This window comes from Nitratireductor sp. GCM10026969 (assembly GCF_042660605.1).
Taxonomy (GTDB): Bacteria; Pseudomonadota; Alphaproteobacteria; order Rhizobiales; family Rhizobiaceae; genus Chelativorans.
In genome coordinates this window covers 1-12,916 of record NZ_JBHSUM010000118.1, presented here as the reverse complement: position 1 = coordinate 12,916, position 12,916 = coordinate 1, and the positions used below count along the sequence as shown (strand labels likewise).

Here is a 12,916-nt window from a genome sequence, read left to right as displayed (position 1 = left end):
CGCTCGCCGGGCCGTGGGCATGGCTCCTGCCATGCTTCGATCTTGCACCGGCACGCGCGGTCGCCCGGGTGATCGGCGCCGCCCGCGGGCCCGACCTGCCACTGCGACGCCACAAAGGACAGCATCAATAGCCGTCGCAGCGAGATGCGCAGCAATCGGCGCCTTGCGCTTGGCAAGGTTGCGCAGGCTCCCTATGTTAGTCAAAACCAGTGCTATGGACGATGCCGGCCTCGGCGCACATATGGAACACACATGAATCCAAATTACAGAAATTTTGCGCTGTGGGCGATCATCGCCGTTCTGCTCATCGCGTTGTTCAACCTCTTCCAGGCGCCGCAGCAGCGGGGCGCGACGCGGGATGTCGCCTATTCCCAGTTCCTTCAGGAGCTCGATAACGGCCGCGTCGAAAGCGTCACCATTACCGGCAATCGCATTACCGGCAGCTATGTGGACAACAACACGCCTTTCCAGACCTATTCGCCGGGCGATTCGAACCTCGTCCAGCGGCTGGAGGACCGGGGTGTGACCATCAACGCGCGGCCGGAATCGGACGGGTCCAACTCCATTCTGGGCTATTTCATCTCCTGGCTGCCGATGATCCTCATCCTGGCCGTATGGATATTCTTCATGCGGCAGATGCAGTCGGGCTCGGGCCGCGCCATGGGCTTCGGCAAGTCCAAGGCAAAGCTCCTGACCGAAACCCATGGCCGCGTCACCTTCCAGGACGTGGCGGGTGTCGATGAGGCCAAGGAGGATCTGGAGGAGATCGTCGAGTTCCTGCGCGACCCGCAGAAATTCCAGCGCCTCGGTGGCAAGATCCCGCGCGGCGTGCTGCTCGTCGGCCCGCCGGGAACCGGCAAGACGCTGCTTGCCCGCTCCGTCGCGGGCGAGGCGAACGTGCCGTTCTTCACCATCTCCGGCTCGGATTTCGTCGAGATGTTCGTCGGTGTCGGCGCGTCCCGCGTGCGCGACATGTTTGAGCAGGCGAAGAAGAACGCACCCTGCATCATCTTTATCGACGAGATCGACGCAGTCGGCCGGCACCGCGGGGCGGGGCTCGGCGGCGGCAATGACGAGCGCGAGCAGACGCTGAACCAGCTTCTCGTCGAGATGGACGGCTTCGAGTCGAACGAAGGCATCATCCTGATCGCCGCCACCAACCGGCCCGACGTGCTCGACCCGGCGCTCCTGCGTCCAGGCCGCTTCGACCGGCAGGTGGTGGTGCCCAATCCGGACATAGCCGGCCGCGAGAAAATCCTCAAGGTGCACTGCCGCAACGTCCCGCTGGCGCCCAATGTGGATCTGAAGATCGTGGCGCGCGGCACACCGGGTTTCTCCGGCGCCGACCTTGCCAATCTTGTCAACGAGGCCGCACTCATGGCGGCGCGGCGCAACAAGCGTCTCGTCACCATGGCCGAGTTCGAGGACGCCAAGGACAAGGTGATGATGGGTGCCGAGCGGCGCTCGCACGCCATGACGCAGGAAGAGAAGGAATTGACGGCCTTCCACGAAGCGGGCCATGCCGTCGTGGCGCTCCACGTGCCGTCGGCCGATCCCGTCCACAAGGCGACCATCATCCCGCGCGGGCGTGCGCTCGGCATGGTCATGCAGTTGCCCGAGGGCGACCGCTACTCCATGACCTACAAGTGGATGATCTCCCGCCTCGCCATCATGATGGGCGGGCGCGTCGCCGAGGAGATCAAATTCGGCAAGGAGAACATCACCTCGGGTGCTGCGTCCGACATCGAGCAGGCGACGAAGCTCGCCCGCGCCATGGTTACCCAGTGGGGCTTTTCCGACGAGCTCGGCCAGGTCGCCTATGGAGAGAACCAGGAAGAGGTGTTCCTCGGCCACTCCGTCGCGCGTCAGCAGAACATGTCGCAGGAGACGCAGCAGAAGATCGACAAGGAGGTCCGCCGGCTCATCGACGAAGCCTATGACAAGGCGCGCGAGATCCTGAGCACCAAGAAGAAGGAATGGATCGCCGTCGCCGAGGGGCTGCTCGAGTACGAGACCCTTTCGGGCGACGAGATCCGCGCCATCATTCGCGGCGAGAAGCCTTCGCGCGATCTCGGAGACGACACACCGCCCTCGCGTGGCTCCACCGTGCCCAAGGCGGGCACGCGCAAGGAAGGCAAGAAGGGCGGCGAGGAGCCCGATGCCGGAATGGAGCCCCAGCCGCAGGGGTGAAATGCCTCGAACGCCGGGGACCTGCCGGAGCCAGAGGGGCTCCGGCCCGGAAGGGGGCTTCGCGCAGCCGTTGGAGCCGAACCCCAGGGGGGCCGGATGATCGCCTGATCACCGGTCCGTATCCTGCCGCCATCAAAGAAAGGGGAGCGCACGGAGTCCATTGCGGAAGCCGGGCGCGTAACGGGATGCCGAGCCTGCGCTTCCTTCGCCCGGCGCCACTTCGGCCAAACCAGCCGCACATTCCGGAACAGGACACCTCGCGCCGATCGGTCCGGCGGATGCCGCGTCTCCGCCCTTGATCTCTCGGGCGAGAGGAGGTGGTATGTTTACGGATTATTGGGTATGGCAGACAAGCGGCTGTTCATATGGATCGATTACAATTCCTCACATAAAGTGATGCGCAGCGGCGCTGACAATCGTGGCAGATAAGGAGGGGGATCGCAGCCTTGCGACAGACTTCCAAATCGGTGCGGACGAAGAAGAAAATGACGAAGAAATATTTCGGGACCGACGGTATCCGCGGCCGTTCCAACAGATTTCCCATGACGGCGGAAGTGGCCATGAAGGTGGGCATGGCCGCCGGATTGACCTTCCAGAACGGCGATCATCGCCACCGCGTGGTGCTCGGAAAGGATACCCGCCTTTCCGGCTACATGATCGAGAACGCGCTCGTGGCCGGGTTCTGCGCGGCGGGAATGGACGTCTTCCTGCTGGGCCCCATTCCCACGCCGGCGGTGGCCATGCTGGTGCGCTCGCTCAGGGCCGATATCGGCGTGATGATTTCAGCCTCCCACAACCCCTTCGAGGACAACGGGATCAAGCTTTTCGGCCCCGACGGCTACAAGCTTTCCGACAAGATCGAGGGCCGCATCGAGGCGATGCTCGACAAGGACATCGAGCTGGCGCTCGCCAATGCGGATTCGCTGGGCCGCGCCAAGCGCGTCGACGGCGTCCACGACCGCTATATCGAGGCGGCGAAGCGCACGTTGCCGCGCGACATGTCGCTTTCGGGCCTGCGCGTGGTCGTCGATTGCGCCAATGGAGCCGCCTACAAGGTGGCGCCCGCAGCACTCTGGGAACTCGGGGCGGAGGTCGTGCCCATTCATGTCGAGCCGAACGGCCTGAACATCAACCAGGACTGCGGTTCGACCAATCCCTTGAGCCTCGCCAAGAAGGTGCACGAGGTGCGCGCCGATATAGGCATCGCGCTCGATGGCGACGCCGACCGGGTCGTCATGGTGGACGAGAACGGAACTGTGATCGACGGCGACCAGATCATGGCGCTGATCGCCCAGTCCATGCACGAACGTGAGCGGCTTGCCGGCGGCGGCATCGTGGCAACCGTCATGTCCAATCTCGGGCTCGAGCGCTTCCTGCAGGGGCGTGGGCTGGAACTCCACCGCACCAAGGTTGGCGACCGTTACGTGGTGGAGCACATGCGCGCCCATGGTCTGAATGTCGGCGGCGAGCAGTCCGGCCACGTCATCCTGTCGGATTTCACCACTTCCGGTGACGGGCTCGTCACCGCGCTTCAGGTGCTGGCCTGCATCAAGCGCGAGAACCGCCCGGCGAGCGAGGTCTGCCGCAAGTTCGAGCCGGTTCCGCAGGTCCTGCGCAACGTGCGTATCAACAGTGGCGGCAAGCCGCTCGAGAGCGCGCCCGTCAAGGCGGCCATCAACGATGCACAATCGAAGCTTGCCGGCGGGGGACGCCTGGTCATCCGTCCCTCCGGCACAGAGCCGCTTATCCGCGTAATGGCGGAAGGGGACGACCCCGAACTGGTGAAGGCCGTTGTGGAGGAAATCGTCGGCGCCATCGGGAACGCCCGGTCGGCCGCCTGAAGCCCGACCGTTGTATTTGCGATAATCCGTTGGCTGTCGCGGTCCCGTAGACGGGGCCGCTTTGCATGCGGGTGATGGCGTCTGAATTTACAAGTTAAGGTTAAGTGGTGCTTAACCTTTTTCCTGCAATCTTCGCGTGTTTCGGTCAACCGGGGAGCGCAGCCGCATGCCGGCACGTGGGGATGGATTCATGCAAAAGACGATCAAGCCGCTTGTCGCAGCGGCCGCGCTTGGCTTCACGTCAAGCGCGTTTGCCGCCGACCTCTACCAGCCGCCGGTATATGAGGCACCGCCGCCGGTGGAGGTCAAGAAGATCGCCGTCGGCGGCTGGTATCTGCGCGGCGATCTCGGCTACCGCTGGTCCGATCTGCGCGGCCTGGAGTACATCACATACGGGTGCCCGACCTGTACGCCCGATCCCGGCACGCATGCGTTCGACAGTACCGACCTGAAGGGAGCGCTGTCGCTCGGCGCCGGCGTCGGCTATCAGATGACGCCCCATTTCCGTGCCGATCTGACGGCGGACTACTGGTTCAAGTCGGATTTCCGGGGCACGACCTCCAGCGTTGCCTGCGGCGCAGGGCCGTGCAGTTCGACCGACGAGTCCGCCTATTCGGCGCTGCTTCTCATGGCCAATGCCTATGTCGACCTCGGCACCTATCACGGCCTGACGCCCTATCTCGGGGCGGGCATCGGCGGCGCATACGTCAAGTGGGACGACCTGGAAAACACGATCGGCAGTTCGACCGACGTCCACAAGGGCGTCAGCGACTGGCGTTTCGCCTGGTCGCTGATGGCCGGCGCGTCCTACTGCCTGACGGAGAACCTGCAGCTCGACGCGGGCTATCGCTATACGCGGATCGAGGGCGGGCGCATGTTCGAGTACGCCACTCCGTCGGGGGGCGGCATCGGCGCCGGACCGGGCTTCGATGACGGCTTCAACGTGCACGAGGCCCGCGCCGGCGTGCGCTATACCTTCGGCGGTAATGTGAATTGCATGGTGCCGCAGACCGTCGCCTACGAGCCGCCGGCCTACGAGTACTCCCCGACGGCCTACAAGTAGCTCGCCAGCGTTCTTCCTCTCCTTCCTCTCCGCCCGGTTTCGCCGGGCGGTTTTCTTTTGCGCGAGGGCTCCAGGATTGCCGCGGGGCGATGGATAACGAATGGTTACCCTTAACCGGTGTTTAACCACGATGGTTAACAATGGCATCCGACTTGCGGCGGGGGCAAATGACGGCTTCGCCGCCCATGCGGAGTACCGAATCATGTGCAAGTTTCCCGGTCCTGTTCTCGCTGCGATTGCCGGCTCGCTCGCCCTGGCCATGCCGGCCGGCGCGGCGGATTACGATCCGCCGATGATCATCGAGGACGCCCCGCAATACGTGCCGGTGGAAGTCGGCTCGGGATGGTATCTGCGCGGGGACCTGTCCTACAACGTCAACACGTCCGTTTATGACGATCCGTTCGGGCTGGACGTGGAGAACAACCGGTTCGGCGGCGGCATCGGCATCGGCTATCATTTCAACGATCTGCTGCGGGCCGACGTCAACCTCAGCTATGTCTCGCGCGACAAGTTCGACTACGACGACGGCATCAACGCGGCGGACTTGGAGAACAGGGTCCTGGGGGCGATGGTCAACGGCTATCTGGACCTGGGCACCGTCGTCGGCTTCACGCCCTATATCGGCGCTGGCGTGGGCATGCTCTATTCGAAGCACGAAGCCTCGGTCGATTGGACGAGCTCAGGCATTGATGCCAGCTTCTCCGACCGGCAGTACGAATTCGCCTATTCGCTCAATGCCGGTGTCAGCTATCGCTTTGCCGACAATCTTTCGGTGGATGTGGGCTATCAGTACCTGAGCGCGCCCGGCATGGAGTATCTCGACTTCGAGGCGGGAACGGTGGAGGATGGGCTGGACTATCACCAGATCCGCGTCGGGCTGCGCTACGATCTCTGGTAGGCGCACGTATCCCGGCGGCCTTTGGAAATCGGTGGCGCTTCCTGAAGGGTCGATGGTGCAGGAGAGGGGATGCCGTCCCCGCTGAAACGTTGGCGAAAGCCAGCTAGAAGCGGAAGCCCAACCGCACGCCGACGGATTCCAGCCCGTCGTTCGATTCGCCGAGTTGGGCGTTCGAGAAGTGATTGAAATAGACCTGGGCCGTCAGGTTTTCGGTCAAGTCTACACCGGCGCTCGCCTGAAGGTGGAAAAGCACTTGCGAGCCCAGATCCTTCTCCTCGCCCTCGTCATTCGTTTCCGCCCGCCGGCTGAGGGCGGCTCCGCCGGCACTGAAGCCGAAATAGACCTTGCGCGAGACATAGGCCTCCCAGTTGAGTCCGGCGTAGAAGACATGGATCGGGTCGTCCGAGATGGCGATGTCGGTTCCGATATAGGGCCTCGGGGCGCCGATGCCGTGCAGGAACTTCGGCGACGGTGCCAGCAACTCGCCGTTGATCACGCCGCCCGAGAAGGATTGCGGCGTGAACGGGCCGAAATCATAGATCGCCCCGCCGGCACGCGCTTCCCACCGGTCGGCATTCCTTCCGAACTCCAGAAAGGAAGATGGTGCCTGCAAGTCTTCGGCTGTGGCGGAGAAGGCGGAGGTGAGAAGCAGAAGCGCCGTCAGCGGCGAAAACAAGCGAAGGTTCGTCATATCCCCTCATCGGCCCGTTATTGAATGATCATCTTTTCCCTGATTCGCCCGCGCGCGGTAGTGCGCAAATGCAACGGCGCGGCAAGATCTGCCTATCTGGGACGCGGGTGCACGGAAGAAAGTTCAGAATGGGCAGAACCGCAGTATTAACGAACATGGTTTATACTTGGTAAATTGCGCCGGTCGCGAATGCCAAGCAAAGCCAACATCGCGGCGGGTACATTCCACCGGTGAAGATTTCCCGGCCAGCCCTTGCGTGGCCGTCCCCTTTCCGCTAATCCCCTCCGTGGGCCACCCCTCCCCAACGAGGGGCGAGCTATCTGGAAGGGTAGAAACATCATGACCATGCTTACGAAGCCGGACGTCCGTCCGGCCAATCCCCATTTTTCGTCAGGACCATGCGCGAAGCGCCCTGGCTGGACGCCGGAGGTGCTGCAGGATGCCGCCCTTGGCCGGTCGCATCGTGCCAAGATCGGCAAGGAGAAGCTTGCCCGCGCCATCGCACTGACGCGTGAGGTCCTTCAGGTTCCCGAAGACTATCGCATCGGCATCGTGCCGGCGTCCGACACGGGCGCGGTGGAGATGGCGCTGTGGTCGCTGCTCGGCGCGCGCGGCGTCGACATGGTGGCATGGGAGTCCTTCGGCTCCGGCTGGGTGACGGACGTCGTCAAGCAGCTCAAGCTCCCGGACGTGCGCCGCATCGAGGCGGATTACGGCAAGCTGCCCGATCTGACGCAGGTCGATTTCGACCGCGACGTGGTCTTCACCTGGAACGGTACGACCTCCGGCGTTCGCGTGCCGAACGGTGACTTCATCCCGGCCGACCGCGCGGGCCTCACCATCTGCGACGCCACGTCGGCAGCCTTCGCGCAGCGCCTCGATTTTGCCAAACTCGACGTCGTCACCTTCTCCTGGCAGAAGGTGCTGGGCGGGGAGGCTGCGCATGGCGTGCTCATCCTTTCCCCGCGCGCGGTGGAACGGCTTGAGAGCTACACGCCCGCCTGGCCGCTGCCGAAGATCTTCCGCCTCACCAAGGGCGGCAAGTTGAACGAGGGCATCTTCCGGGGCGAGACCATCAACACGCCTTCCATGCTGTGCGTGGAAGATTATCTCGACGCGCTGACCTGGGCGCAGTCGGTGGGTGGGCTCGACGGGCTGATCGCCCGTGCCGACGCCAACTTCGCCGCCATCGACCGTTTCGTGGAAAAGAGCGGCTGGCTCGCCCATCTGGCGGAAGATCCGGCGACGCGCTCCAACACCTCGGTGTGCCTCACCATCGTCGACCAGGAGGTGACGAAGCTGGACGCGGAAGCCCTGGCGGCCTTCGCAAAGGGCATCGTTTCCCGGCTCGACAAGGAAGGCGTGGCCTATGACATCGGCCACTATCGCGACGCGCCCCCCGGCTTGAGAATCTGGGCCGGTGCGACCGTCGAGACGTCCGACCTCGAAGCGCTCATGCCCTGGCTCGATTGGGCCTTCCACGAGCAGAAAGCCGCGCTGCAGAGCGCCTGAACATGCCGGGCAGCGCGCCGTGTGCGCTGCACCCTTCTCACCCGTTTTCCGTTCTTCAGATGGAGCCCTGAAATGGCACCGCGCGTACTCGTTTCCGACAAGCTTTCACCGACGGCCGTCGACATCTTCCGGCAGCATGGCATCGAGGTCGACTACGAGCCTGACCTCGGCAAGGACAAGGAAAAGCTCCTTTCCGTCATCGACCAGTATGACGGACTGGCGATCCGCTCCGCCACCAAGGTGACGGAAAAGCTGATCAACGCCGCGACCAATCTCAAGGTGGTCGGGCGGGCCGGCATCGGCGTCGACAATGTCGACATCCCCGCCGCCTCGCGCAAGGGCATCATCGTGATGAACACGCCCTTCGGCAATTCCATCACGACAGCCGAACATGCCGTCGCCATGCTGTTCGCCGTGGCGCGGCAGCTTCCCGAGGCCAACGCCTCCACCCATGCCGGCAAGTGGGAGAAGAATCGCTTCATGGGCGTGGAGATCACCGGCAAGACGCTGGGTGTGATCGGCTGCGGCAACATCGGCTCCGTGGTGGCCATGCGTGCCATCGGCCTGAAGATGCACGTGGCAGCCTTCGACCCGTTCCTGTCCGAGGAGCGGGCGGAGGAACTCGGCGTCGAGAAGGTCGAGCTCGACGAGCTTTTCGCCCGCGCCGATTTCATCACGCTCCACACGCCGCTCACCGACAAGACGCGCGGTATCATCAATGCCGCGGCGATCGCCAAGATGAAGGACGGTGTGCGCATCATCAATTGTGCACGCGGCGGCCTGGTCGTGGAAGCCGATCTCGTCGAGGCTCTGAAGTCGGGCAAGGTGGCCGGTGCCGGCATCGACGTGTTCGAAACGGAGCCGGCAACGGAGAACGCGCTGTTCAACCTGCCCAACGTCGTGTGCACGCCGCATCTCGGCGCGGCCACGTCAGAAGCGCAGGAGAACGTCGCGCTGCAGGTGGCCGAGCAGATGTCGGACTACCTCGTCAAGGGCGCCGTGACGAACGCCATCAACATGCCCTCCATCAGCGCCGAGGAGGCACCGCGGCTGAAGCCCTTCATCAAGCTCGCCGAGGTGTTGGGCACCTTCGTCGGCCAGGTGACCGAGGAAGCCATCCGCGAGGTGGAGGTCGTGTTCGACGGCTCCACCGCCAACATGAACACGCGCGCGCTCATCAGCGCGGCGCTCGCCGGCCTCATCCGGCCGCAGGTCTCCGACGTCAACATGGTCTCCGCGCCCATCATGGCCAAGGAGCGCGGCGTGATCCTGTCGGAGGTCAAGCGCGACAAGTCCGGCGTCTTCGACGGCTACATCAAGCTGACGGTCAAGACCTCGGCCAAGACGCGCTCGATCGCCGGCACCGTGTTCTCCGACGGCAAGCCGCGCTTTATCCAGATCAAGGGCATCAATCTGGACGCCGAGGTGGGCGAATACATGCTCTACACCACCAATTACGACACGCCGGGCATCATCGGTCTGCTGGGCAGCATCTGCGGCAAGCACGGCGTCAACATCGCGAACTTCCAGCTCGGCCGGAACCGGCCGGGGGGCGACGCGATCGCGCTGCTTTATCTCGACGCTCCGTTCCCGCAGCCGGTGCTGGAAGAGCTCCGGGCGACCGATTCGATCATCTCGGCCAAGCCGCTGCATTTCGATATCGGCGCCTGACCGGGCACCGCGTTCCTTCGTTCCGGTCACCGTACCGGGGCTTCAAGTGCCCCGGTACGGCCACCTACCGGCTGTCGAGCGGTGCGCGCTCGCGCGGCGGTGCCGTTGCCGCCTTGCGGCCGCTGTATTCGGCGAGCGAGATGCCGCAGAAGACCAGCACTAACGCAATCGCGTGGTAGAGGTAAAACGCCTCGCCGAGGATAATGATCGACAGCATCGTGCCGAAGATCGGAACGAGGTTGACGAACAGGCCGGCGCGGTTGGGACCGATGATCTCGTTGCTTCGGATATAGAAGATCTGCGACAGCACCGAGGGGAGGGACGCAGTGTAAAGGATGATGATCCAGCCCTTCAGGGTCGGCATGATGAAGTCGCCCGCCGCATATTCCCACGCCACGAACGGGATCGCGCTGACAAAGCCGGCCGTCGCCAGCACCGATATCGTGCTCAGCCAATGGATGTCGGGCTTCGAGCGCAGAAACAGGGTGTAGATGCCGTAGAAGAGTACGGCGAGCAGCATCAGGAAATCGCCGAAATTGATGTCGAGTTCGGCAATGCGGGACAGATCGCCATGGCTTGCCGTCAGCGAGATGCCGGCAAGGGACAAGACGAAGCCCGTGAGCTGCAGCCAGGTAGCCCTTTCGCCGAAAATCAGGAAGTTCAGGATGATGATGACCATCGGAATGGCCGCCTGCTCGATCGAGACGTTGACCGCAGAGGTATAGGTGAGCGCGCTGTAAAGGGCCGCGTTGAAAAAGGTGAATCCCACCGTGCCGAGGAGGAAGAGAAGCGGTAGATTGGCCCGAATCTGCGGCCAATCGCGGCGCAGCGGCTTCCAGGACATCGGCAAGAGGATGGCGAGCGCGATGATCCAGCGCAGGAAGGTGAGCGCAAACGGAGAGACCTGACCGACCGCCAGCTTGCCCGCCACTGCATTCCCGCCCCAAAAGAGCGTCGTCAGCAGGAGGAGGGCGTAGGCTCTGTTCTGCATGTTTTGGCTCGGCCTTCGGACATGTTCCTGAACAGTGGGCAATAGCCCGTTCGACGCCCCGGGTAAATCGAGCCAGACTGGGGAAATCGGGCGGCACACCGGGCGCGCGCGAAAGAATGGTCGCATCGCGGGCCGCATGACGGTATAGAGCCGTCAGGAATTTCAAGGCGGCCGCGGGGATTCCGCGATGCCGGGAAGAGGACGTTGGCAATGGCGAATGTGGTGGTCGTCGGCTCGCAATGGGGCGACGAGGGGAAAGGCAAGATCGTTGACTGGCTCTCGGAGCGTGCCGATGTCGTGGTGCGCTTCCAGGGAGGGCACAATGCCGGCCATACGCTGGTCATCGACGGTGTCAGCTACAAGCTTTCGCTGCTGCCCTCCGGGGTCGTCCGCGAGGGCAAGCTGTCGGTCATCGGCAATGGCGTCGTTTTCGATCCGCACGCCTTCGTGAGTGAGCTCAAGCGCCTCGAGGAGCAGGGCGTGAAGGTGTCGCCGGTCAATCTGAAGGTGGCGGAAAACGCGGCGCTGATCCTGTCGCTGCATCGGGAACTCGACGCCTTCCGCGAGGATGCGGCCTCCAATTCCGGCACCAAGATCGGCACCACGCGGCGCGGCATCGGCCCCGCCTATGAAGACAAGGTGGGCCGGCGCGCCATCCGCGCCATGGATCTGGCCAACATGGAGACGCTGCCGGCCAAGATCGACCGGCTTTTGACGCATCACAACGCCCTGCGGCGAGGGCTGGGTCATGAGGAGGTCTCCCACCAGGCGATCATGGACGAGCTTTCCGCCATCGCCGACCAGGTTCTGCCCTATGTGGACCGCGTCTGGAAGATCCTCGACGATGCACGGCGCGCCGGCAGCCGCATCCTCTTCGAAGGCGCGCAGGGCACGCTTCTGGACATCGACCACGGCACCTATCCCTTCGTCACATCGTCCAACACGGTGGCCGGCCAGGCTTCCACGGGCTCGGGGCTTGGGCCGGGCGCAGTCGATTACGTGCTGGGCATCACCAAGGCCTATACGACAAGGGTCGGCGAGGGACCGTTTCCCACCGAGCAGGACAACGAGATCGGCCATTTCCTGGGCACCCAGGGACACGAGTTCGGCACCGTAACCGGGCGCAAGCGGCGATGCGGCTGGTTCGACGCGGTGCTGGTGCGCCAGGCTGTGGTGGCCAACGGCATGAACGGCATCGCCCTCACCAAGCTCGACGTGCTCGACGGGCTGGACGAGATCCGGGTCTGCACGGGCTATCGGCTCGACGGGGAGGTCATCGACTACCTGCCTGCGGGCCAGGGCGCGCAGGCGCGGCTGGAGCCGATCTACGAGCGGCTCGATGGCTGGAAGGAAACGACGCGCGGGGCCCGCAGCTGGAACGACCTGCCGGCGCAGGCGGTGAAATATGTACGGCACATCGAGGAGTTGATCGGCGCGCCGGTGGCCATTCTGTCCACCAGCCCGGAACGCGACGATGCGATCCTCGTGACCGATCCATTCCAGGATTGAGGGAGTAATGTGCTAACACATTGAAACTGTGAGGCGAACTTACGGCAAGGCGATTCCAATCTTGGCCTCCATGCTGTAGTGTCATCACAATTTCGCACTAGCAGGTGGCTTTCGGGCGGCGAGAGGCAGGAACGGATAACTCAAGAATGGCGGATTTTGCGGCGGTACTGCGCAAGACGATTGGGGCGCTCAGCGAGAACACGCCCGAGACGCGGGCGAAGGTCTATGAAAAGGCGCGCGCCACCATAGAGGCCAAACTTGCCGCGGTTTCGCCGCCGCCGTCCCAGCAACTCGCCGACCGTCAGCGGGCGCTTCTCGAGGACGCCATCGTCAACGTCGAGAGCGAATATGCCGTGCCGCCGTCGGAGGCGCCGGAGGACGATCTCGAAAGCATCTTCGCCGAACTCGACGCCGCGGCGGCACACGGCTCCGCGACCGATCGCGCCGAGGAGGCCGGGGTCGCCGAATCCGAGACGGAAGAGCCGGCGCCGGCGGCGCCCTTACCTGGTGACGAAGCGTCACCGGTCGAAGTGGGGAGCACGCCGCCACC

Annotated in this window: 9 protein-coding genes and 1 pseudogene; 8 read left to right on the top strand and 2 right to left on the bottom strand. The window is 63.9% G+C overall.

The features are described 5' to 3' along the window. The first annotated feature begins 252 nt into the window (after positions 1–252). The 4 genes from ftsH to ACFP9U_RS18860 all read left to right on the top strand — a co-directional run bounded on the left by ftsH (position 253) and on the right by ACFP9U_RS18860 (position 5,992). Positions 253–2,190, top strand: coding sequence for an ATP-dependent zinc metalloprotease FtsH (ftsH, locus tag ACFP9U_RS18875; RefSeq protein ID WP_378623826.1), 1,938 nt, complete (start codon positions 253–255; stop codon positions 2,188–2,190). Positions 2,191–2,675: 485 nt separating this feature from the next. After that, complete coding sequence (gene glmM, locus ACFP9U_RS18870) at positions 2,676–4,031, top strand: phosphoglucosamine mutase (RefSeq protein ID WP_378623824.1); 1,356 nt, start codon at positions 2,676–2,678, stop codon at positions 4,029–4,031. 190 nt (positions 4,032–4,221) lie between these two features. Further along, entirely contained in the window at positions 4,222–5,094 is an 873-nt protein-coding gene (locus ACFP9U_RS18865) for an outer membrane protein (RefSeq protein WP_378623823.1), read from the top strand. A 202-nt stretch (positions 5,095–5,296) separates the two neighbouring features. Next, positions 5,297–5,992: an outer membrane protein gene (locus ACFP9U_RS18860; protein ID WP_378623821.1), complete on the top strand. Its 696-nt coding sequence runs from the start codon at positions 5,297–5,299 to the stop codon at positions 5,990–5,992. A 103-nt stretch (positions 5,993–6,095) separates the two neighbouring features. On the opposite strand, the gene ACFP9U_RS18855 is transcribed toward ACFP9U_RS18860, so the two are convergent. Further along, a complete protein-coding gene (locus ACFP9U_RS18855; protein WP_378623819.1) occupies positions 6,096–6,683 on the bottom strand; it encodes an acyloxyacyl hydrolase in 588 nt (195 codons plus the stop codon). 339 nt (positions 6,684–7,022) lie between these two features. On the opposite strand from ACFP9U_RS18855, the gene ACFP9U_RS18850 reads away from it, so the two are divergent. Together ACFP9U_RS18850 and serA are read left to right on the top strand one after the other, a co-directional pair. Further along, positions 7,023–8,195 carry a phosphoserine transaminase gene (locus ACFP9U_RS18850; RefSeq protein ID WP_378623818.1) on the top strand — a complete coding sequence of 391 codons (1,173 nt, stop codon included), beginning with the start codon at positions 7,023–7,025 and terminating at the stop codon, positions 8,193–8,195. Positions 8,196–8,267: 72 nt separating this feature from the next. Next, the gene (gene serA / locus ACFP9U_RS18845) at positions 8,268–9,866 is read left to right on the top strand and encodes a phosphoglycerate dehydrogenase (RefSeq protein WP_378623816.1); all 1,599 of its coding nucleotides are present in this window, start codon (positions 8,268–8,270) and stop codon (positions 9,864–9,866) included. A 64-nt stretch (positions 9,867–9,930) separates the two neighbouring features. Here the strand turns inward: serA and ACFP9U_RS18840 are convergent, their stop codons facing one another. Then, entirely contained in the window at positions 9,931–10,857 is a 927-nt protein-coding gene (locus ACFP9U_RS18840) for a DMT family transporter (protein WP_378623815.1), read from the bottom strand. Positions 10,858–11,067: 210 nt separating this feature from the next. On the opposite strand from ACFP9U_RS18840, the gene ACFP9U_RS18835 reads away from it, so the two are divergent. Both ACFP9U_RS18835 and ACFP9U_RS18830 read left to right on the top strand, forming a co-directional pair. Further along, positions 11,068–12,366 (top strand): adenylosuccinate synthase, encoded by a 1,299-nt coding sequence (locus ACFP9U_RS18835; protein ID WP_378623827.1) that lies wholly within the window; start codon positions 11,068–11,070, stop codon positions 12,364–12,366. Positions 12,367–12,512: 146 nt separating this feature from the next. Beyond that, positions 12,513–12,916 (top strand): annotated as a pseudogene (locus ACFP9U_RS18830) (hypothetical protein); the annotation flags it as partial.

Bases quoted from the DNA above. Each gene is read 5' to 3' on its own strand.
- ACFP9U_RS18835 (WP_378623827.1), top strand. From the start codon at position 11,068: ATGGCGAATGTGGTGGTCGTCGGCTCGCAATGGGGCGACGAGGGGAAA.
- ACFP9U_RS18840 (WP_378623815.1), bottom strand. From the start codon at position 10,857: ATGCAGAACAGAGCCTACGCCCTCCTCCTGCTGACGACGCTCTTTTGG.
- glmM (WP_378623824.1), top strand. From the start codon at position 2,676: ATGACGAAGAAATATTTCGGGACCGACGGTATCCGCGGCCGTTCCAAC.
- ACFP9U_RS18860 (WP_378623821.1), top strand. From the start codon at position 5,297: ATGTGCAAGTTTCCCGGTCCTGTTCTCGCTGCGATTGCCGGCTCGCTC.
- ACFP9U_RS18855 (WP_378623819.1), bottom strand. From the start codon at position 6,683: ATGACGAACCTTCGCTTGTTTTCGCCGCTGACGGCGCTTCTGCTTCTC.
- ACFP9U_RS18850 (WP_378623818.1), top strand. From the start codon at position 7,023: ATGACCATGCTTACGAAGCCGGACGTCCGTCCGGCCAATCCCCATTTT.
- serA (WP_378623816.1), top strand. From the start codon at position 8,268: ATGGCACCGCGCGTACTCGTTTCCGACAAGCTTTCACCGACGGCCGTC.
- ftsH (WP_378623826.1), top strand. From the start codon at position 253: ATGAATCCAAATTACAGAAATTTTGCGCTGTGGGCGATCATCGCCGTT.
- ACFP9U_RS18865 (WP_378623823.1), top strand. From the start codon at position 4,222: ATGCAAAAGACGATCAAGCCGCTTGTCGCAGCGGCCGCGCTTGGCTTC.